Below are 21,695 nucleotides of genomic sequence, written 5' to 3'. Positions count from 1 at the left end.
GGGCGCTCGTCTGAGGCGTTAGCGGGCGGCGAACGGCAGCGCGGTGGGCCGCTCCAGGCTGGTGCGCAGGACCATGGTGGTCTCGGTGCGTTCCACGCCCTCGGTGGTGAACAGGCGGTCGAGGAAGGCGTCCAGCGCCGCCGTGCTCGGCACGCGCACCTTCACGATGAACGAGTAGGTGCCCGCCACGGCGTGCAGCTCCTCGATCTCGCTGAACTCCATGAGACGCTCCACGAGCTTCTGCGCCGGCTTGCGCGGCTGCGGTGCGATCGCCACGAACGCCGTGATCACGAGGCCCACGGCCTGCGGGTCTATCTCCGCGTGGTAGCCCCGGATGACCCCGGCCTGCTCGAGCTTCTTGACGCGCTCGCCCACGGCCGGCGCCGACAACCCGACCGCCTTCGCCACCGAGGCGTGAGAGGCACGCCCGTCGTGCAACAAGATCTCCAGGATGCGGCGGTCGACGGCGTCGAACTCCATGCTGACCGAGAATCTATCACGCGCCGCGGCCGGGGTATCCTGCCCTGTGCGTGTTCTATTCGTAGGCGACGTGTTCGCCACCCCCGGCATGAAGGCGGCCCAGGCCTACCTCGCGGCCGTGCGGAACGATTACGACTTCGTGATAGTCAACGGCGAGAATGCCGCCGGCGGCTTCGGCATCACCCGTAAGCAGTTCGAGCAGCTACGTAACGCGGGGGCCGACGTGGTCACGCTCGGCAACCACGCCTTCGACCAGTCCGAGGTCATGGAGCTGCTCGAGGAGACCCCGCGCCTGCTGCGCCCGGCCAACTACCCGCCCGGGACGCCCGGACTGGGGTGGCACGTGTTCGAACCGCGCGGCGGTGGGCGCATCGCCGTGGCGCAACTGATGGGCCGAGTGTTCCTTGACCCGCTCGACGACCCGTATCGCGCCGCCGACGCCATCCTCGAGCAACTCGACGACTCGGTTCCGATAATCGTCGACTTCCACGCCGAGGCGACCAGCGAGAAGAAGGTCATGGGGTTCCACCTCGCGGGCCGGGTGAGCGCCGTGCTCGGGACTCACACGCACGTCACCACGGCCGACGAGCAGGTGTTCAAGGGCACCGCCTACATAACCGACGTGGGCATGACCGGCGTGCAGAACTCGTCCATCGGGTTGGCCTTCGAGGAGGTGCACTCGCGCTTCGTGACCAAGCTGCCCGCCAGGTACCGGCCGGCCCAGGGACGCGGCACCGTCAACGCGGTAGCCATAGAGCTGGAGGGACGGCGGGCAGTGTCGGTGCGGCGGGTGCGCTGGGAGCACGGCGCGGAGGACGAAGGATGAGTGACGAGAGCGCTTTCAAGCTGTTGTCCGGCGATGTCGATTTCCTCGCGTCCGCATTAGGGCAGGTCCTCAAGGAGCTCGAGGGACAGCGCGTCTTCGCCCTCGTCGAGCGCGTCCGGTACCTCACGAAGGGGGTGCGAGCGGGTGACGAAGACGCCGGCCCGGAACTCGACCAGTTGCTGGCGTCGCTAGACACCGAGACGGCCGAGATGCTGGTGCGGGCCTTCACGGTCTACTTCCAGCTCGTCAACCTAGCGGAGGAGATCCACCGGGTGCGCGTCAACCGGCACCGTGAGGTCAGCGCCACCGTGAGGGAGCCCCGTAGTGAGAGCATCGCCGCCGCCGTCAAGGCCCTGAGCGACCAGGGCATGTCGCGAGACGCCGCGGCCGCCTTCATCAGGCACCTCGATCTGCAGCTGACGGTCACCGCGCACCCCACCGAGGTGAAGCGCTACACGGTGAGGCTCAAGCTCGAGCGGATAGGCGAGGCGCTCCGGCAGCTGCACGAGGTCGAGCTGACCCCGCGAGACGGCCGCGTGTTGCGTGAGCAGATCTACGCCGAGATCGCCACCTTGTGGCTTACCCGCGAGGTGGCGCCCGAGCGGCCCACCGTCTTGGACGAGGTCAAGAGCGCGCTCTACTACTTCAGGCGCTCCCTGCTCGACGCCGTTCCCCGCATAATGGCGGACCTCGAACAGGCCCTGGACGATTACTTCCCAGCCGAAGGACCCGCCCGTCCACCGCACCTCGAGCCGCCGCGCCCGTCGCCCGTTCCCGTCCTCAAGTTCCGTTCCTGGATCGGTGGCGACCGCGACGGCAACCCACACGTCACGCCCGAGGTGATGCGCGAGGCGTTCGAGCTGCAGGCGCACGTGGCCAACGAGGCGTACACCGCCGACGTCGAGGAGCTGGTGCAGCGCCTCTCGCAGTGGGAGGGCCGCACGATGCTCACCGACGAGTTCCGCGCCGCGCTCGCTTCGAAGGACGCGACGACCGGGACCAGCGAGCGCTTCCCCGGTGAGCCTTACCGCCGCTGGCTGGAGCACGTCTTCGATGCGCTCGTGCGCGAGGGGGCGAACCCGGGGACCTACCCTGGAGGAGAAGAGGGTTATCGCGCCGACCTGACGGTGCTGGAGGCCGCGCTCCGGTTCGGCCACGGCGGCCGCCCCGCCGACGCGTTCTTGCGGCCGGCGATGCGCAGGGCGGCCGCCTTCGGCTTCCCCCTGGCCAAGCTCGACATGCGCGAGCACAGCGCCGTGCACGAAGCGGCTATAGCGAGCGTGCTGGCCGCAGCGGGCGTCCACCCCGACTACTCGTCGCTGCCCGAAAGCGAACGCGTGCAGGTGCTTGCCCGCGAGTTCGCGTCGCCGCGGCCCCTCCTGCCTGAAGGCGCGAACATCGGGGACGAGGCGCGCCGGGCGCTCGCGTTCTTGGCGGAGTTCCGCCGCGCGGAGCGCGTCTACGGGCCCGGGGCGCACGGCAGCACCATCGTGAGCATGACGGCCGGCGTGTCGGACGTCATGGAGGCCCTGCTGCTCGCCAAGGAGGCGGGCGTCACCGAGATCGACGCCACGCCCCTCTTCGAGACGCTCGACGACCTGCGCGCGGCCCCGACGGCGGTGCGAGAATTGTTCAGCGTCGGGCCGTACCTGGAGCACGTCCGGCGGCGCGGCGTGCAAGAGATAATGATCGGCTACTCCGATTCGAACAAGGACGTGGGGTTCGTGACAGCGTCGTGGGCCCTCTACCAGGCGCAGGAGGAGCTGGCTGCCGTGTGCCGCGAGTTCGGCGTGCCGCTGCGCATCTTCCACGGGCGCGGCACGAGCATCGGGCGCGGCGGCGGCCCCGCCGGGAAGGCCATCATGGCCCAGCCGCCCGGCAGCCTGGCGGGCCGCATGCGCCTCACCGAGCAGGGCGAGGCGCTGGCCGACCGCTACGCCGACCCGGACCTCGCACACCGCCACCTCGAACAGGTGCTGCACGCCTTCATGCTCGCCAGCGCCCGCGACACGCGGGAGCTGCCCGCCGTGGACCCGCGCTACCGCGAGGCGCTGGACGCGGCCGCCGTGGCGGCGATGGACCGCTACCGCGCCCTGACCCGCGGTGACGGCTTCATGGAGTTCTTCGAGCAGGTAACCCCGATCGAGGAGCTGGGACAGCTCAACCTGGGTTCGCGCCCCACGCGGCGTGCCGGCGCGCCAAGCATGGCCAACCTGCGGGCCATCCCCTGGGTGTTCGCCTTCACGCAGTGCCGCGCGAACCTCCCCGGTTGGTACGGCCTCGGCGCGGCCTTAGGGGCGATCGATCCGGGGCTGGCGCAAGAGATGTACCGCGAATGGCCGTTCTTCACGACCATGATCGACTTCGCGCAGATGAGCCTCGCCAAGGCCGACATGAACATTTTCGGCGCCTACTTGGGCCTGGTGGAGGAGAGGCACCGCCATTTCGGCGTCACCATCGAGCGCCACCATGCCGAGACCGTGAAGCTGACCGAAGCGGTGACGGGCGCACCCCTCCTCGACAACGACCCCGTGCTAGCGCGCGCACTCAGCCTGCGCAACCCGTACGTCGACCCCATAAGCCGTGTTCAGGTCGAGCTTCTCAGACGCTTGCGATCGCAGCCGCCCGAGGGCCCCGAGCGCGAGGCCATCGCGTACGGCGTCATGCTCTCCCTCATGGGAGTCAGCGCCGGCATGCGGAACACGGGTTGAGGCAGCGCGAACAAGAAGCGGAAATTACAGGGCTCCTCGGCCGAGCCTGATACCGTTGCCTGGATAGTGGCGCCTAGCGCAAGGTGCCGCCGTGCGTGCTCTCATTGCGTTCATGAGGGGCTTGCATACGATTGCCCTCGATACGAGACCGCGCAAGGAGCGTGGAATGACTGTCACTGAACTGCTATCCAGCGGCGGCCCAGTTCTGGTCGTCATCATCTTGGTTTCCATCTACGCCGTCTACATCTTCGTGGAACGGTTCCTCAAGCTGAGCCGCGAGAAGACCGACACCTCGAACCTCATGCTGCGGGTGAACGCGGCCGTGCGCGAGCGCGACCTCGAGGCGGCGCTCGCCGCTTGCGAACATCAGGGCGGACCGGTGGCGCGCGTGCTGCACGCCGCACTCGAGCGCCTGCCGTACGGCCGCCCGGCCGTGGAGGCCGCCTTCGAAGAGGCCTCGCTGCGCGAGGAGCAGTCGCTCGGCCGTGGCCTCACGCCGCTGGCGATCATCGCCAAGATCCTGCCCATGCTGGGCTTGCTCGGCACGGTGACGGGCATGATCATCTCCTTCTCGGAGATCTCGCTCCACGGCGCCGGTGACCCCGGGGCGCTGGCCTACGGGATCGGTCAGGCCCTCGTGACCACCGCTGCGGGCCTCATAGTGGCCATCCCGGTCCTCGTGGGGCACGGCTACTTGCACAGCCTGGTAGAGAAGAGCCTCGTCGAGATAGACCTCCGCCGCGAAGAGTTGATGGGGAACGTGGTGCAGGCGGTCGCCAACCGGCGAGACGAGCCGGCGGCCGCCGGAGCCAAGCCCGATCAACAAGAGAGCCGGGAGGGACGCGCCGACTTGCGCGGCGTCCGCCCCGCGCCCCAGGCATAAGCCGTGACCAGGGCCCGCAGGCGTCGCCGCTCCGGCATGGGGGCGGACCTGGACCTCACGGCGATGGTCGACGTGGTGTTCTTGCTCATCATCTTCTTCATGGTCTCCACCACGTTCATAACCATCGAGTCGGGGTTGCCAGTCGACCTCCCCGACGCGCAGATGTCGGTGGCGCAGCCCTCCGACATGCCGACGGTAACGGTCACCAAGGACGGCGCCGTGTACTTCGGCGGCGTTCGGGTCGAGGAGGCGCAACTGGCCGTGCTCGTCCGCGACGAGATCAACCGCACGGGGATGACGACGGTGGTGCTGCGCGCGGATCGCGACGTGCATCACGGCACCGCCGTGCGCATCATGGACCTCATCAAGCAAGGCGGCGCCCAGCGCATCGCCATCTCCACGGGAGGGTGAGGGCCGGGCAGCCGTGAGCACCTCGAGCGCCCACCCGACGGGCGAAGTGGCCCCCTGGCGCGACCCGGACAAGCGCCGCGCCATGGCCGTATCGCTGACGCTGCACCTGCTCGTGCTGCTGCTGGCGCTCCTGTTCGGCCTAAGGCCCCGGCCCGAGCGCCTGCCGCCTTACATCGTCCTCGACGTGGGCACCCCGGCCTACTCCGAGGAGACCACGCTCGCCGCCACCGCGGAGACGCCGGCGCCACCGGCGCCCTCGCCCCAGGTGGCCGCCGAGACGCTGGGCACGCCCCGCGACCTTTCTGCGCCGCAGCAGGAGTCCACGGCGCCCGAGACGCGGCCGGAGACGGTTCAGCCCCCCGCTCCCCAGGCGCCGCCGGCGCAGGCGGCCGCCGAGCCGCTCGAGTCGACCGCAGCCGACGTGCCCACGCCGCCCCTGCCGCTGCCTCAGGTCACCGAGGCCGCGCCGCCCACGCAGCAACTGCCGCTCGCGGAGGTGCCGGCCACGCCCCTGCCGGAGATCGAGCCGGTGACGCTGGCCCCGAGGCCCCTCGTGGACCCGGTCGTGTTGAAGGTGCCGGAGGTCAGCGCCAGCGTCGCCGACGCGCGCGCATTGGCCTCCGAGCCGACCGCCAGCGTGAGCGAGTCGCGCGACATCGCCCCGCCGCAGCCCAACGCCAGCGTCACGGCGCCGCGTGAGCTCTCGAGCCCCATGGTGAACGCGCAGGTCTCGCAGTCGATCGGCCTCGCGGCGCCGGACGCCCGCGCGGCCGTCACGGCGGCGCGCCCCCTCGACGCCCCCATGGTGGAGGCGCAGGTGGCCGCGGGCACGTTGCTTGGCACCAGTGGCGTCACGGCCAGCGTGAGCGGCACCCGCCCCCTGGCGCCGCCCAGCGTGGCGGCCCAGGTGGGTACGGCTCGCGACGTCAAGGTGCTCCCGGAAGCCACGGTCGTGCAAGTGCGGAGCGTGCCGGTCCCGACCATGCGCGCCGACGTCATCTCGCCGACCACGGCCGCGGGCGCCCCGGGTGACCAGGGCACGAGGCCGGGGGAGACCGACGTTCTGGCCACCGCCGACAGCCCGCGTGCTCCCGGCGGCAACGCCGCCACCTCCGGGCAGACGGGCCCGCTGGACCCTAACGCCACGGCAGACGGTCGTGGGCTGGCCGCGTCGCCCGACGGCGTGGGCGCCGGCACGGGCGCCCCGGCCCAGTTGGCGCGACTGCCTTACGCCATGGAGCGCGAGCGGCCCTTGGCGGTGCTCATCGACAACGTCGGCGGCTACCCCCAGACGGGCCTGCGCGAGGCCAGCATGATCCTAGAAGTGCCCGTAGAGGGCGGACTGACGCGGCTAATGGCCATCTACGACCGGAACTTCCCGCGCCGTGTCGGGCCCGTGCGCAGCGCCCGCGACTACTTCGTTGAACTCGCGCAGGCGAACCAGGCGGTGCTCGTTCACGATGGCGGCTCGCCCGGGGCCATGATCGCCATCGCCAACTCCGTTCTGCCCACGCTGAACGCGTACAACAACGGCCCGCTGTTCGCACGAGACAGCAGCCGTTCGGCGCCCTACAACCTCTACAGCGCGGGCCCCGAGTTGCGCACGGCCATGCTGCGCCTGGTGCCCGAGAAGAGCACGCTGGTGAGCGGCGTCGTGTTCGCCCCGGCGGCGGATGACGACAGCGTGACCGAGGTGAGCGTCAAGTACAGCGGGGCCTACACTTCGGGTTTCCGCTTCGACGCTGTGCTCGGCGCATACCGTTGGATCCGCGACGGCACGCCCGCCAACCACCCGGACGGCCAGGTGATGCTCTACGACGCCGTGCTGGTTGGCGCCATCACGGCCAGGCAACTGCCGGGCGATACGGCCGGGCGGCTCTACATCCCGCTCGATGGCGGCGAGGCCACGCTCTATCTCAAGGGCCGCGCCGAGCGTGGTACCTGGGTGCTCAGGGACGGGCGCGGCGTGCGCTTCGTGACGGCCGGGGGCGAAGAGGTCGACCTCGCGCCCTTCAGGACGTGGGTCATGCTCACGCCGACCTACGACTCGCGCGTCGAACAGTAGCGTGACCGGCGCGCCCTAGTCGAACTTAGTCGAGTTGCTGACGCGGCACCAGCTCGTCGAAGAAGAGTCCGTGCAACCGCAGGCGGTAGTCGGCGTTGCGCACGTCGATCTCTAGCCAGGTGTACTCGTCCTTGTAGCCGTTGGTGTCTAGCAGCAGCGCGCGGCCCTGCGACGCGACGTTGACGCCGCCGCGCACGGGCGTGTGTCCGTACACACCGAGCGTGTAAGGAGTGCCTTCGAGATAATCGCGGTCCTCTTGCAGCCAGCGGCGACGGTTCTCCACGTAGAACGACTGGTCGTACGTGTTGTGCTCGGGCAGCGGGCCCACGTGGGCGAAGTGCAGGCCCTCGATGCCGGCCTCCGCGGGCCACGCCAGGATCCAGTCGCGCAGCTCCGAGTCGAGCTCGGAACCGTAACCAGGCTTCCATTCGAGGTGCGACACGTCGTCGGTCCGGAGCGGGCCCTGATCGGGCGTGGCCGCGTTGAAGTCGTGGTTGCCCAGCAGGATGATCATGTTGCCGCTGGGTACGCGCTCCTGGAAGCCCTTGACCTCGCGCAGGAAGCGCACCTGGGCCTCCTCGGCTCGCTCCAGGTGGCGCGGGTTGTACTCGTCGTAACGCCTGACGTTGATGAGGTCGGCGTAACGTTGCCTGCTCTTGGCGTGCACGAGGTCACCCAACAGCACGAGCCTGGTGCCGCCATCACGCAACTCGTCGGTGGGGCGGTTATGCTCGTCGGCCAGCCCGGCCTCCCTGAGCATGCGCCACAGCTTGTCGGGTTGTACATGGATATCGCCCACGACGACGATGCGCACTTCGTGAACTCACTTCCGGGGCGTCAGCGCGAGGCGTGCGTGTCCAGATAGGCTAGAGGATCGACCGTCTTGCCGTCGATCCGGATCTCGAAATGGAGGTGTGATCCGGTGGAGTTTCCGGTGTTCCCGACGCGCGCGATGATGTCGCCGGCCGCCACCTGGTCGCCCACCGCAACCTCGATCTTGGAAGCGTGCCCGTAGTAGTACTCGATGTTGCCGGTGGTGACGATCACGAGGTTGCCGTAGCCGCCATGCCACCCGGCGAGCGTGACCGTGCCGCCGCGAGCGGCCCTGATGGGGTCGCCCGTGTGGCCGTCGATGTCGAGGCCCGTATGGAAGTTGCTGCCACTAACGCGCAGCTGCCGGTAACCGTAGCGGGACGTGATGGTCCCGACGAGGGGCCACAGGAGCGCGCCGCCTTCGAGCCCGGGGGACGCGGAAACGGTGGGCTCCACCATGGCGCGTGAGGAGCCGACGTCGGCACCCGGCAGGATGCGCAACTGTTGGCCGACGAAGAGCGCGTCGCCCTTTAGCGAGTTGGCGCTCTTGAGCGCGGCCACGGAGCTGTCGTAGCGCCGCGCCAGTTGCCAGAGGGTGTCGCCAGGGCCGACGACGATGGTCATGGGCACGGGACCGCCGACGTCGATGTCGGAGGCCGCGTACTGTCCGGGGATGGTGAGCCGAGTTCCGACGCGGAGGGTGCCGGTCTCCGAGATGCCGTTGGCGCTGGCGATGGCGGCGACCGTGGTGTCGTAACGGCGCGAGATGACCCACAGCGAGTCGCCCACGCCGACCTTGACCACCAGCGGTTCGGGCACCTTGTCGCCCGCCACCAACCTAAGTTCCTGCCCTGGGCGTATGAGGGTGCCGTCCAGCTCGTTGAAGGCGATCAGGTCTTCGACGCTCACGCCGTTCGCCAGCGCGATGTCGTATAGGGTGTCACCCGCTTGCACGACGACCACCTTGACGGCCTCGGCGGCGACCTCGTCATCGCCGGGGACGCTGAGCACCTGGCCTGGCTTGATGGAGTCGGTGCTCAGGCCGTTCATGCTCTTGAGGGTGGCGACGTCCGTTTCGTACTGGCGCGCAAGCGCCCAGAGACTGTCGCCCGCTTGCACGGTGATGGTCTTGGCGTATGCGGCTGCGGTCCCCAAGACGACCACTGCGAGAAGTGTGCGAACGAGCCCTCTTGAATGCATCGCCGCTAAATCTACCAGACGGAGCGCGGCGCACGACGCGAAGAAACTGGCAACTGCCGACACAAGTTAGACCAGCAAGTGCGCCTGCGGGCTCAGCCCGCAGGTGTCGGCCACACTTCAGCGTTTGGTGGGGCTGAACGGCCGGCACCCGTCGGGCCGTTGCAAGGAGGGAGCGGGTGCCGTACGCGTCAGTCTCGCGGGTCCAACACCAGCTCCCTGGCCGCGCGGCCGCCTAGTTCCAGTTGGATGAGGCAGTAGCGCTCCGTCTCGATCGCCGAGCTGGCGTTATGAATGATCTTGAGTTCGAGGAGGCGAGCCTCCATGAGCAGGGTCGCGTTCGGTAGCGAGGTGATGTCGTCGTTCATCTCTAGCTCCTATGCCTTCGAGGTTGCCCCCGGCGGTGCTCACCAGCGGGCGCCGTCTGTGATGACAAGCTACTAGGGCCCCTCTTACGGAACTCTCAACAGGCCGGCGGTAGGTGGTCGCGACTTCCTCACCCGGCCTTGACGCGGGTGCCGCGTCCGGCCAGGGCGCGCTCGATGCCGCTCGGGTCCCGGCCGTCGGCGATCACCGCGAAGGCCGCGCCTTGTGACAGCGCGGCGAGTGCCGCCTCGACCTTGGGGATCATGCCGCCCGCTATCCGGCCGTCCTGGATGCGCGCCAGCGCCTCGTCGCGCGCCATCTCGGGGATGAGGCTGGTGGGGTCGGCCGGGTCGTCGAGCACCCCCGGAACGTTCGTCAGGAACAGGACGCCCTCGCCGAGGGCGCCCGCCACCGCGCCGGCGGCCTCGTCGCCGTTGACGTTGAGCGCCTCGCCGGCGGCGTCCAGGGCGAGGCATGCCACGACGGGCACGAGCCCGCCGGCGCGCAGGGCGTTTATGGCGCGGAGGTCCACGCCCTCCACGCGGCCCACGCGGCCGAGTTCCGGGGCGCGCACCGTGGCCGTGAGCGTGCCCGCGTCGCGGGCCGTCACTCCCACGGCCGGTCCGATCTCGTGGGCCAGGTGCTTGCCGAGCACGGTGAGTACCCGCTCTATGATCTCCATGGACTCGGGCCGCGTGACGCGCAGGCCGCGCACGAAGCCGTGCTCTATGCCGGCCTCGTCCAGCGCCGCCTGGATGAAGGGCCCCCCGCCATGGACCACCACCGGCGGGGTTCCCGTACCCGCCAGGCGCCGCAGGCCGGCCGCCACCGCCCGCCTGGTGGCCGTATCGGTCATGGCGCTGCCGCCGTACTTGATGACGATGCTCACGCAACCAAGTGTATGTGCCGGGCCCAGGGCCGCGCCATCAAGTGGTACATTCCGTCAGGCACGCAAGCGTTGCTGCGCTGCCCTGCGCGCACCCGCGCCCTGGGGGTTAGGAGTGCAGTCTTCACGGCTCGATGATCTGACGTTCGGCACCGACGGTTGGCGTGACGTGATAGCCGCGCGGTTCACCGACGCGAACCTGGGTCGCGCTGCCCAGGCGTACGCCGAGCACCTCTCGGACGAGGGCCTGCACAGCGTTCTGGTGGGCTACGACACGCGCTTCATGGGCAGACGTTTCGCGCTGCAGGTGGGCGAGGTGCTGGCCGCCAACGGCCTGGAGGTGGCCGTGAGCGCGGATTACCTGCCCACGCCCGCGCTCTCGTTCGCGGTCACGCACTTACAGGCGGACGGCGGCGTCATGATCACGGCCTCTCACAACCCACCCGACTACTCGGGCTTCAAGCTCAAGGGGAGCTACGGCGGTTCGGCCCAGGACGCCACCTACCGGGACGTGGCCGAGCGCGTGAAGGCGGTGCGCCCCGACCAGGTCCTGCGCGGGGGCCGCTCCAACATCGGCGACTTCGACGTGCGCAGCGCCTACTATGGCGCCCTCGACGCGCTGGTCGACGTCGAACTGCTGCGTTCCTCGCCAGTGCGGCTCGTTCACGACGCCATGGGTGGGTCGGCCGCGGGTTGGTTGGCGGGATACTTCGCGCGGCACGACCTGCAGGAGCGCCTGCTGGAGGTCCGCGGGCGCCCGGACCCCCTCTTCCACGGCGTGAACCCGGAGCCCATCCCCGCCAACCTGGCGGTCACGGCCGAGCGCATGCGCGCAGCGAGTGACGGGGCGAGCTTCGCGGTTGCCACCGACGGCGACGCCGACCGCCTGGGCGTCGTCCTACCCGGCGGCGAGTTCTTCAACTCACACCAGATCTTCGCCGTGCTGCTCGACTACCTCCACGCCCGCGGCGGGCGCGGGTCCGTGGTCAAGACGGTCACGGTTGCCCGGATCGTCGAGCGCCTCGCGCGCCTCCGCGGCCTCGAGGTGGTGGAGACGAAAGTCGGGTTCAAGTACGTTCTCGCCGCCATGTTGGGGGGCGGCGTGTTGATTGGCGGCGAGGAGTCGGGCGGGATCGGGGTGAGCCAGCACCTCTTCGAGCGCGACGGGTTGGCGAACGCGCTCCTGCTCGCCGAGGGCGTGGCCGCATCCGGCGAGCCGCTCGGCGAGCGCTTCGCCGCCCTGGAGGCCGCCACCGGCTGGCGGCACGCCTACGACCGCCTCGACCTCCACCTGGGCGGCGCCGAGGCCATGAGCAGGGCGGCGGCCAAGCTGGAGGACCCCCTGGACAGCGTGGCGGGCCGCGAGGTGACGAGCGTGGAGCGGCTGGACGGCACCAAGCTGAACCTCGCCGACGACGCCTGGGTCTTGGTGAGGGCCAGCGGCACGGAGCCCCTACTGCGCGTCTACTGCGAGGCCCCGACCACCGCGGACGTGGGCCGAATCTTGGGGGCCATGGAAGAACTGGTCACGGCCTGACGGGCCGCCCTCAGCCCCTGGGGACGCCCTCAGCCCTGGGGACGCCCTCAGCACGCCCTGGGCATGACCCAGTCGCCAGCACGCCCTCAGAGCGCGATGAACTCCTTGGGGCTCTTCGACAGAACCTCGTGTCCGTCCGCGGTAACGACCGCCAGGTCCTCGATGCGCAGCCCCGTGAAGCCGGGCAGGTAGACGCCCGGTTCCACGGTCACGATCATGCCCGGCTGCAACACCGTGTCGGACTTCTTGCTGAGGCGCGGCTCCTCGTGGATGACCAGCCCGGTGCCGTGCCCCAGCGAGTGCGTGAAGTACTCCTCGAGGCCGTGCTTCGCCAGCACGTCCCTGGCCACCTGGTCCACCTCACGGCCGGTGCGCCACGGGGCAACGGCGGCCAGGGCGGCAACCTGCGCTTCCAGCACGGCGTCGTAAAGGCGCCGTTCCTCCGCGCCGACCTCGCCGATGGCGACGGTGCGCGTCATGTCGGCGTGGTAGCCATCCACCACCGCGCCGAAGTCGAGGGTCACGAGCTCGCCCGCCGCCAGCGGCTTCTGCGAGGCGGCCCCGTGGGGCATGGCGCCGCGGACGCCGCTCGCCACGATGACGTCGAAGGCCGAGCCATCGGCGCCGTTCAAGCGCATGGTGGTCTCCAGCCGCATGGCCACCTCCACCTCGCGCACGCCCGGCGCCATCATCTGCAGCGCCTCCGCGAAGGCCAGGTCGGTGACGTTAGCTGCGCGGCGCAGCGCGGCCACCTCGGCGTCCGACTTGATGAGCCGCAGGGCCGTGAACGCGCCCTCCAGCGGCACCGGGTCGTAGCCGAGGCGGCCGGCCAGCGTGCGGTAGCGCGCCAGCGTGACGTGGTCCGCCTCCACCGCCAGGCGGGCGCCCGCGAGGCGGTCGACGGCGGCGTCGTCGAGGCCCGCGACAATCTCCACCGGGATGACCGACTCCTCGGTCGCCTGGGCCGTGTAGCGCCCGTCGGTGAGCAGTACCGCGGAACCCGGCAGCACCAGCACGACGGCGTCGGCGGGCGAGGTGAAACGCGAGAGGTAGCGGACGTTGGGTGGGTTGGTGACGAGCAGCGCCTGGGCGCCGGCGGCCTCGAGGCCCCTGCGCAAGGCGGCAAGCCGCTCGTTCACCACTGCCTTCTCGGCCGCGGTGCTCATAGGATTGCCCCCGCGATGGCCAGGTAGTCGTCCAGCTCGAGGCTGGCTCCGCCGATGAGGCCGCCGTTCACGTCGGGTTGCGCCAACAGCTCGGCGGCGTTGCTCGGCTTCATGCTGCCGCCGTAGAGGAGGCGGACACCGTCCGCCAGGGCGGGGTAGTGGCGCCTCAACTCGCGGCGCAGGGCGGCGCCCATCGCCGCCGCGTCGGCCGCGGTGGCCGTGCGCCCGGTGCCGATGGCCCAGATGGGCTCGTAGGCGACCACGATGTCGTCAGGACCGGCAAGCTCGAGGCCCTCGAGCCCCGCGGCCAACTGCTTCAGCACGACCTCCTCGGCGTTGCCGGCGTCGCGCTGCTCCTGCTTCTCGCCCACGCACACGATGGGCACCAGGCCGTGCGCCAGCGCCTGGGCCGCCTTGGCGTTGACGAGCGCGTCGTCCTCGCCGTGGTAGGCGCGGCGCTCCGAGTGCCCCACGATCACGTAACGCACCCCAAGGTCGGCGAGCATGGCCGCGGATACCTCGCCCGTGTAGGCGCCGGCCTCGTGGGCGCTCACGTCCTGCGCCCCGAGGGCCACGTTACTGCCGAAGGCTAGGTTGAGCATGGCGGGGAGGTGGGTGAACGGGACCATGAGCGCAAGCTCGCCCGCCGTGACCGGTGTGCGGCCCAAGCGGGCGAGCAGTTCACGCGTCCAGGACGCTGCTGCGGAAGGCAACCGGTTCATCTTCCAGTTGCCGGCGATCAGGGGCTTCGGGCGTGACATGGGCCGAGGATACCGCGGCGGTCACGCCCTCAGGCAGGCGGTTCCGTCAGGCCCGCACCCCTCCCGTGGCGGCCGCGTTGCGCTTGCGGGTCGGCTTGCCGGGTCCGGAGCCGTCGGCGGGGTCGGCCTCCTCGGTTTCCGCCATGCGGCCCTCCAGCGCGCCGAGGCCGCCTACCAGCGCCACCTCGAGCACCTCGTCGAGGCTCGCCACCGGGTGCATGTTGAGCGACTTGGTGAGGTGCGCGCCGATGTCCTTCATGTCGGCCTCGTTGTTGGCCGGGAATACGATGTGCTTGATGCCGGCCCGCTTGGCGCCCAGGAGCTTCTCCTTGAGGCCCCCGATGGGCAGGACGCGGCCGCGCAACGTGATCTCGCCCGTCATGGCCACGTCCTTGCGCACCGCTATGCCCGTGAGGGCGCTGATGAGCGAGGTGGCCATGGCCGCGCCCGCGCTGGGGCCCTCCTTCGGGGTGGCGCCGGCAGGAACGTGGATGTGGATCTCGGAGTCATCGAGCAGCGACTGCGTGATGCCGAAGCGCCGGGCGTTGCTCTTGGCGTAGGTGAGCGCCGCGCGCGCCGATTCCTTCATGACATCGCCCAGCTGGCCGGTAAGCACCAGGCCGCCCTTGCCCGGCGTAACCGACGTCTCCACGAACAGGATGTCGCCGCCGACCGGCGTGTAGTACATGCCGGTGGCCACGCCCACGAGGTTGTCCTCGGCCTCGGATTCCGGCGTGTAGCGCTGTGCGCCGATGTACTGCTCGAGGCCGCGCTCGGTGATGCGCACGCGCTTGGCCTCCCCGAGCGCGATGCGCCTGGCGACCTTGCGGCACAGGGTGCCGATGAGGCGCTCGAGGTTGCGGACGCCCGCCTCCCTCGTGTAGGACGTGATGACGCGCGAGAGGGCGCCGTCGGTCAGCGTCACCTGGTTGGGCTTGAGGCCGTTCTCGATGATCTGGCGCGGCAGGAGGTAGCGCTTGGCTATCTCGAGCTTCTCCTGCTCGATGTAGCTGGAGAACTCGATGGCCTCCATGCGGTCGAGCAGCGCGTCGGGGATCTGCTGCATGTTGTTGGCGGTCGCTACGAACAGCACCTCGGAGAGGTCGAACGGCACGCCCAGGTAGTGGTCGGTGAAGTTGGCGTTCTGCGCGGGATCGAGCACCTCTAGGAGCGCCGAGGACGGGTCGCCCTGGTAGGAGACGCCGAGCTTGTCGACCTCGTCGAGCAGGAACACGGGGTTCTTGGCGCCCGCCTGGCGGATGCCCTGTATGATGCGGCCGGGCATGGAGCCGATGTAGGTGCGGCGGTGGCCCCTGATGTCGGACTCGTCGCGCGCCCCGCCCAGGCTTATGCGCACGTACTCGCGGCCGAGGGCCTTGGCGATGGACTGGGCGATGGACGTCTTGCCGACTCCCGGCGGGCCCGCGAAGAGCAGGATGGGGCCCTTGTTGACCTCGAACGCGTCCAGCTCGCCCTTGGCGGCGCGCTCGCTCTTGAGCTTGCGGACCGCCAGGTACTCGAGCACGCGGTCCTTGACCTTCTCGAGCCCGTAGTGGTCGGCGTCGAGTATCTCGCCGGCCTTCGTGATGTCGAGACGGTCTTCGGTGCGCGTGTTCCACGGCAGTTCGACGATGGTGGTCAGGTACGTGCGGATGACCGACGCCTCGGCCGAGTCGGGGTGCATGCGGCTCAGGCGGTTGAGTTCGCGCTGGGCCTCCTTGAGGACGTTCTCAGGGAGGTCGAGGGCGAGGAGCTTCTCCTTGAACGCCTCGACCTCGTCCTCGTCCTCGTCGGAACCTGACAGTTCCTTCTGCAGCGCCTTGATCTGCTCGCGCAGGAAGTACTCGCGCTGGTTGCGGTCGATCTCGTCCTTGACCTCGCGCTGGAGGCGGCGCTGCGTCTCCTGCAGCTCGATCTCGGTGTCGATGAGCAGCAGCACGTGCTTGATGCGCTGTGCCTGGGTGGGAGCCTCCAGGACGGCCTGCTTGTCGGCCAGCTTGAAGTCGAGGTGGTACGCCACGTAGTCGGCGAACTGCCCGGGGTCGTCCAGGTTCATCACGAACTGCGCGACCTCGCTCTGGATGGCGCGGCTGCCGTTCTCGACGAGCTCGCGGAACTTCTCCTTGAGCTCGCGGAAGGCGGCCTCGAGTTCCAACTCGTCGCCGGTGGGAACCTCGATGGGTTCGACCAGGGCCTCGATGACCTCGTCGCCGGAGTACTCGTTCACCTTCACGCGCGCGAAGGCCCTCACCAGCATCTGGATGCTGTTGTCGGGGTTCTTCTTCATGCGCAAGATGTTGCAGGCCGTGCCGACCCGGTACAGGTCGTCGGCGGTGGGTTCCTCGACGTCGCGGTCCTTCTGGCTGACGATGACGATGGTCCGGTCGCGGTCCAGCGCCGCGTTGATGGCCCTGATGCTCACGGGCCTGCCGGCGTCGATCGGCATGACCATGGTGGGGTAGAGCACCGAGCCGCGCACTGGGCAGACCGGGATGGGGGCCGTGAAATCGGTTCGGTTGGTGACCTCTGCCATGCTGGTCTCCTAGTCTCGACCGCGGCTTGCGGTGTGGGGAAGTGTTCTGGGGGTGCCGCCGCCGGCTGCGGGGGCACGCGGGGGGTCAGGTAGTTGAGTCAAAGTAGCTCAAGTTTACTGGTTGTCAGACACTAAAGGTGCCTCGTGCGACACCCGGCGCCGCTCCACGGCAGCGCCTGGCCCAGATTCTACACGCTGGAAGGGAATCTCAAGGCTCCTGTGGTAGCGTGGCGCGGCATGAACGACGTCATCTCCGCCCTGCAGCACGCTGTAGAAGGGGCCGTGGCCGGGCTCGGCGCCCCGGACGTCCCGGTCCTGATCCAAGAGGTGCCCGAGGGTAGGCCGGGCGACTACGGCACCGCGGTGGCCTTCACCCTGGCCAAGGCGCTGGGCCGCAACCCGGCGGGCATAGCCGCCGATATAGTGGCCGCCACGGCGCTGCCCGAGGGCGTGGCGAGCGCGTCCGCGGTCGGCCCTTACATCAACTTCACGGTCGAGCCCGCGGCCTTCTTGCGCAGCGTGACGCTCGAGCCGCGCAGCCCGCGCGCGGAACCCCTCAAGGTCGTGGTCGAGCACACGAGCGTCAACCCCAACAAGGAAGCGCACGTGGGACACCTGCGCAACATCGTCCTCGGCGACGCCACGGCGCGCCTCCTCAAGGCAGTCGGCCACGACGTCGAGGTGCAGAACTACATCGACGACACCGGCAGGCAGGCCGCCGAGAGTATCTTCGCGGTCACCTACTTCGGCGCCCGCTACGGCACCGAGGGCGGGCGCAAGTACGACCACTGGCTGGGTGAGCTGTACGTGCGTCTGGCCGCCGCCAAGGAGACCGACGGCGACGCCATCGAGCGCGGCGTGACGGAGGTCATGCACCGCCTGGAGCGCGGCGAGCTGCGGCCCGAGGTCGAACGGGTGCTCAAGGCCCAGCTCGAGACCTACCACTCGCTGGGCGCCGATTACGACCTCCTCGTGTGGGAGTCCGACATCGTGCAGGGCGGGCTGCTGCAGCGCGGCCTCGAGGTGATGGAGGCGAGTCCCCACGTCTCGCGGCCCACCGAGGGCAAGTACGCCGGGGCCCTCGTGATGGACGTCAGCGAGTTCCTGCCCGGCCTCGAGGAGCCGCTGGTGGTGCTGGTGCGCTCGGACGGCAACGCGATGTACGTGGCGAAGGACATCGGCTACCAGTTCTGGAAGGCGGGCATCTTCGAGGGACTCACCTACGAGCGCTTCGCGGTGCAGCCGAGCGGCAAGCCGCTCTACACGTCTAGCCCCCGCGGCGAGCTGCACCCCGACGGCCGCTCCTTCGCGCATGCCCGCGAGATAATCAACGTGATCGACGCCAGGCAGAGCCACCCGCAGACCATCGTCCGCACCGCCCTGGCCCTCTCGGCCACCCCCGAGGGCCGCGCCGCGTTCGATCACTCGCACCACCTGGCCTACGAAGTCGTGACCCTCGAGGGTCAGGCGATGAGCGGCCGCAAGGGCATAACGCTGTCCATCGACGAGGTGGCCGAGGAGGCCACGCGCCGGGCGCGCGCCGTGGTGGAGGAGAAGAACCCGGGCCTCAAGGACGTGGACCTCGTGGCGCGGCAGGTTGGCATAGGGGCTTTGCGCTTCGGGATGCTCAAGAGCGAGGCGAAGAAGGTCATCGACTTCCGCTGGGAGCAGGCCCTCTCGCTGCAGGGCGACTCCGCGCCTTACGTGCAGTACGCTCACGCCCGCGCCTGCAGCATCCTGCGCGCCGCCGCGGCCGCCGGCTTGGACGCGGCCGCCGCCAGGGCCGGCGCCGACTTCGGGCAACTAGGCCCGCTGGAGGTGAGGCTCGCGCGCGTGCTCAGGCGCTACGCGGACGTGGTGGAGGCCGCCGCGGTGGCGCTGGCGCCGCACTCGGTGGCGCAGTACGCGCTCGACGTGGCCACGGCCTGGAACTCCTACTACAACCACAAGGACGCCGGCGGGCGGGCCGACACGCAGGTCATGCGCGCGGGCCCGGGCCTGCGCGAGGCGCGCCTCGTGCTGGTGGACCGGGTGCGCGCCACGCTGGCCGCCACACTGGACCTCCTCGGCATCGCCGCACCCGGCGAGATGTAGCCGCTCGGCGGCTGGACTCTCAGAGGAGGTTGGCCGCCAGCACCTCTACGGGGTGCGCGGCCGTGCGTCCGGTGCCGTCCACGATCTGGTGGCGGCAGCTGAAGCCGGGCGCGGCGGTGGTGCCCTCGTGCTCGCGCACGGCGGGGAACAGCCGCTGCTCGCCGATGGTCATGCTCAGGTCGTGGTGCGCGTAACCGAACGAGCCCGCCATGCCGCAGCAACCGGCGTCCAGCGCGGTCACTTCGTCGCTCACCCACTCGAGCACGGCGCGGCCGGCGCTGGTGCTGGCCGCCAGCACCGACTTCTGCTGGCAGTGGCCATGGAACTGCACGGCCCCGGCGCCCTTGCGGAAGACCGCCTTGGGATCGAAGCGCCCCTTGGCCCACTCCTTGGCGAGGAACTCCTCCAACATGCGCACCTGGCCGGCCACGGCCGTGGTCTCCGGGCCCGGCACGAGGTCGGGGTAGTCGTCGGTGAAGGCCGCCACGCAGCTCGGCTCGAGCCCAACCACCGGCACGCCGCGCAGCACGTACTCGTGCAGCATTCTCACGTTGCCCGCGGCCATGCGCTGGGCCTCGCGCGCTAGGCCCTTGCTGATCTGCGGTCGGCCGCAGCAGCCGTAGGGCACCAGCTCGACCGCGTAACCGATGCGCTCCAGCACCGCCACCGCCGCCTGGCCCACCTCGGGTTGGTTGAACATCGTCCAGGTGTCGGCGAAGAGGGCGACGGGCCCAAGCGCGCCGTTGGCGGCCGCCGGCCGCCTCTTGAACCAGGCGTCGAAGCGCCTGGCGGCGTAGCGCGGCAACACGCGGCGCGCGTCCACGCCGACGACCTTGCTGAGCAGCCAACGCACGGGCTTCAGGGGCAGGAAGAAGTTCGAGACGGGCGCCAGCGCCTGCGCCAGCGGCGCCACGCGCCCCACGTTGCCCATGGCCCGCGCCGCGAGGGGCGTGCCGTGGTCGTCGTAGTAGTGCTGCAGCCACTCGTACTTGAGCTTCGCCATGTCGACCCTGCTGGGGCACTCCGCCTTGCAGGCCTTGCACTCCAGGCACAGGTCGAGGACCTCGTAGACGTCCTTGCTCGTCAACCCGCCCGGCAGGCCGCCCGTGAGCGCCTCGCGCAGCACGTTGGCGCGGCCGCGGGTGGAGTGATCCTCGTCGCGGGTGCCCATGTAGGACGGGCACATGGTCCCGGCGCCCACCTTGCGGCACGCACCCACGCCCGTGCAGGCCTCCACGGCGCCCAAGAAGCCGCCCTGGGCCTCGAAGTCGAACACGGTGGGCACGACGACCGCGGGGTAATCGGTGCCGTAGCGCAGGTTCTCAGTCATGGCAGGCGCCTCGACGATCTTGCCCGGGTTGAGCAGCCAGGCGGGGTCGAAGGCGCGCTTGAGGTCCAGGAAGTCCTGGTAGAGCACGTCGCCGAACAGCCGCCGGTTCTGGTACGAGCGGATGAGGCCGTCACCGTGCTCGCCGCTCCACGAACCGCCGTACTTCAGCACCAGCTCGAAGACGTCCTTGCTGATGGCCTCGTAGCGCTCTATGCCCGCCTCGTCCTTGAGGTCCAGTAGCGGCCTGACGTGGATGACCCCCACCGAAGCGTGCGCGTAGAACACGGCGCGCGTGCCATGGCGCCTGCACACCTCGATGACCTCGGGGATGTAGCGCGCCAGGTGCTCGACGGGGATGGCGGCGTCCTCGATGGAGGGCGTGGGCTTGGCCGCGCCCGGCATGGTGGCGTAGATGCCCAGGCCGTCGCGGCGGAAGTCGGCGATCTCCTTCTGCTGCTTCGGGTCCTCGGCGAGGAAGGAGCCGTAGGTGAGCGCGGCGACCTCGGGGTCGGCCTCGAGCCCGGCGAGAGCGGCCCGACAAACGGCTAGGTCCTCCCCGTCGAACTCCACGAGCAGCACCGCGGCCGGGTCGCCCACCACCCAGGTCATCAGCGGCGCGATGGCGGGGTTCTCGCGGCCGAGCATTATGAGGTCGGCGTCGATGATCTCCACCGCCGAGGGGCCGTGCCGGTTGATGAACTGCACGGCCTCGAACGCCTTCGTGAGCGAGTCGAAGTGGAGCATGGTCACCAGCCGGCGCTTGGGAACGGGGTGAAGGGCGAGCTTCAGCTCGAGGATCAGCGCGAGCGTGCCCTCGCTGCCGCTCACCACCTTGGCGAGGTTGAAGGGCCGCTGGCCCTCGCCGCCGGCATCGGTCAGCTCGTCGAGGTTGTAGCCGCCCACGCGCCGCATCACCTTGGGGTAGCGCGCCGCTATCTCGTCCGCATGTTCACTCACCATGCGGTGGACGGCGCGGTAGATGTCGCCCTCGCGCCCCTCGGCCGCCAGCTTCTCGTCCAGCTCCTTGCCCCGCAGGGGCCCAAGGTGGAGCTCGGTGCCGTCCATCAGGAGCACGCGCAACTCGATCACCTGGTCGACGCTCTTGCCGTACTTGATGGAGCGCGTGCCTGCCGAGTTGTTGGCCACCATGCCGCCCACGTTGGCGCGGTCCGTGGTCGCCACGTCGGGGGTGAACTGCAGGCCGTGCGGCGCCAGCGCCGCGTTCAACTGGTCGCGCACGAGGCCCGGCTGGACGCGCACCCAGCGCTCCTCGACGTTCAGCTCGATGATCTTCGTGAGGTACTTCGACATGTCGATGACGAGCGCCGCCGCCACCGTCTGGCCGGCCAGGCTCGTGCCCCCGCCGCGCGGCAGCACGGGCACGCCCAGCTCGTTGGCGGCGCGGACGGCGGCGACCACGTCCGCCTCGTCTCGCGGCACCACCACCCCCACGGGGGCGATGCGGTAGGGGCTGGCGTCGGTGCCGTAGAGCGCCCTTGCGCGGGCGTCGAAGCGGACCTCGCCCTCGACCGTCGCCTCCAGGCGGCGCCGGAGTTCGGCCGCCACGTCGGCGGGAGCCGGGTTCGAGAGGGCTTCACGTTGGGCCGGGCGCTGCGGAAGGTTCAGGGACACGCGC

16 protein-coding genes are annotated in these 21,695 nt (G+C 69.9%); 7 read left to right on the top strand and 9 right to left on the bottom strand.

What is annotated here, in order from left to right:
* Positions 1–18: 18 nt before the first annotated feature.
* Positions 19–480: an Lrp/AsnC family transcriptional regulator gene (locus ROY82_08330; protein MDT3682466.1), complete on the bottom strand. Its 462-nt coding sequence runs from the start codon at positions 478–480 to the stop codon at positions 19–21.
* A 46-nt stretch (positions 481–526) separates the two neighbouring features.
* Here ROY82_08330 and ROY82_08325 point away from each other — a divergent pair, with 46 nt between their 5' ends.
* From ROY82_08325 to ROY82_08305, 5 genes are all read left to right on the top strand, one after another.
* On the top strand, positions 527–1,306 hold the full coding sequence (locus tag ROY82_08325) for a TIGR00282 family metallophosphoesterase (GenBank protein MDT3682465.1): 780 nt from the start codon (positions 527–529) through the stop codon (positions 1,304–1,306).
* A complete protein-coding gene (gene ppc / locus ROY82_08320) occupies positions 1,303–4,017 on the top strand; it encodes a phosphoenolpyruvate carboxylase (protein ID MDT3682464.1) in 2,715 nt (904 codons plus the stop codon). Before ROY82_08325 ends, ppc begins: the two co-directional genes overlap by 4 nt.
* A 166-nt stretch (positions 4,018–4,183) precedes the next feature.
* On the top strand, positions 4,184–4,900 hold the full coding sequence (locus tag ROY82_08315) for a MotA/TolQ/ExbB proton channel family protein (GenBank protein MDT3682463.1): 717 nt from the start codon (positions 4,184–4,186) through the stop codon (positions 4,898–4,900).
* Positions 4,901–4,903: 3 nt separating this feature from the next.
* Positions 4,904–5,311, top strand: a complete 408-nt coding sequence (locus ROY82_08310) for a biopolymer transporter ExbD (GenBank protein ID MDT3682462.1) — start codon at positions 4,904–4,906, stop codon at positions 5,309–5,311.
* A gap of 13 nt (positions 5,312–5,324) precedes the next feature.
* Positions 5,325–7,376, top strand: a complete 2,052-nt coding sequence (locus tag ROY82_08305; protein ID MDT3682461.1) for a DUF3048 domain-containing protein — start codon at positions 5,325–5,327, stop codon at positions 7,374–7,376.
* A 25-nt stretch (positions 7,377–7,401) separates the two neighbouring features.
* Here ROY82_08305 and ROY82_08300 read toward each other — a convergent pair whose 3' ends face one another.
* From ROY82_08300 to argB, 4 genes are all read right to left on the bottom strand, one after another.
* The gene (locus ROY82_08300) at positions 7,402–8,190 is read right to left on the bottom strand and encodes a metallophosphoesterase (protein ID MDT3682460.1); all 789 of its coding nucleotides are present in this window, start codon (positions 8,188–8,190) and stop codon (positions 7,402–7,404) included.
* A gap of 23 nt (positions 8,191–8,213) precedes the next feature.
* On the bottom strand, positions 8,214–9,389 hold the full coding sequence (locus ROY82_08295) for a LysM peptidoglycan-binding domain-containing protein (GenBank protein ID MDT3682459.1): 1,176 nt from the start codon (positions 9,387–9,389) through the stop codon (positions 8,214–8,216).
* 188 nt (positions 9,390–9,577) lie between these two features.
* The gene (locus ROY82_08290) at positions 9,578–9,754 is read right to left on the bottom strand and encodes a hypothetical protein (GenBank protein ID MDT3682458.1); all 177 of its coding nucleotides are present in this window, start codon (positions 9,752–9,754) and stop codon (positions 9,578–9,580) included.
* A gap of 128 nt (positions 9,755–9,882) precedes the next feature.
* Positions 9,883–10,641: an acetylglutamate kinase gene (gene argB / locus ROY82_08285; GenBank protein MDT3682457.1), complete on the bottom strand. Its 759-nt coding sequence runs from the start codon at positions 10,639–10,641 to the stop codon at positions 9,883–9,885.
* 112 nt (positions 10,642–10,753) lie between these two features.
* Between argB and ROY82_08280 the strand changes: the two genes are divergently transcribed.
* Complete coding sequence (locus ROY82_08280) at positions 10,754–12,175, top strand: phosphoglucomutase/phosphomannomutase family protein (GenBank protein MDT3682456.1); 1,422 nt, start codon at positions 10,754–10,756, stop codon at positions 12,173–12,175.
* Between the two features lie 86 nt (positions 12,176–12,261).
* Here ROY82_08280 and ROY82_08275 read toward each other — a convergent pair whose 3' ends face one another.
* The 3 genes from ROY82_08275 to lon are packed head-to-tail and all read right to left on the bottom strand — an operon-like array spanning position 12,262 to position 16,635.
* Complete coding sequence (locus ROY82_08275; GenBank protein ID MDT3682455.1) at positions 12,262–13,341, bottom strand: Xaa-Pro peptidase family protein; 1,080 nt, start codon at positions 13,339–13,341, stop codon at positions 12,262–12,264.
* A complete protein-coding gene (tpiA, locus tag ROY82_08270; GenBank protein MDT3682454.1) occupies positions 13,338–14,102 on the bottom strand; it encodes a triose-phosphate isomerase in 765 nt (254 codons plus the stop codon). Before tpiA ends, ROY82_08275 begins: the two co-directional genes overlap by 4 nt.
* A 46-nt stretch (positions 14,103–14,148) precedes the next feature.
* On the bottom strand, positions 14,149–16,635 hold the full coding sequence (lon, locus tag ROY82_08265; GenBank protein MDT3682453.1) for an endopeptidase La: 2,487 nt from the start codon (positions 16,633–16,635) through the stop codon (positions 14,149–14,151).
* A gap of 237 nt (positions 16,636–16,872) precedes the next feature.
* Here lon and ROY82_08260 point away from each other — a divergent pair, with 237 nt between their 5' ends.
* Positions 16,873–18,729, top strand: coding sequence for an arginine--tRNA ligase (locus ROY82_08260; GenBank protein ID MDT3682452.1), 1,857 nt, complete (start codon positions 16,873–16,875; stop codon positions 18,727–18,729).
* 19 nt (positions 18,730–18,748) lie between these two features.
* On the opposite strand, the gene ROY82_08255 is transcribed toward ROY82_08260, so the two are convergent.
* Positions 18,749–21,691, bottom strand: coding sequence for an FAD-linked oxidase C-terminal domain-containing protein (locus ROY82_08255; GenBank protein ID MDT3682451.1), 2,943 nt, complete (start codon positions 21,689–21,691; stop codon positions 18,749–18,751).
* Positions 21,692–21,695 lie beyond the last annotated feature (4 nt).

Origin of the sequence: Truepera sp., from assembly GCA_032027045.1 — a bacterium.
In the GTDB taxonomy this organism is placed as follows: Bacteria; Deinococcota; Deinococci; order Deinococcales; family Trueperaceae; genus JAAYYF01.
This window is presented reverse-complemented; position numbering and strand designations above follow the sequence as displayed.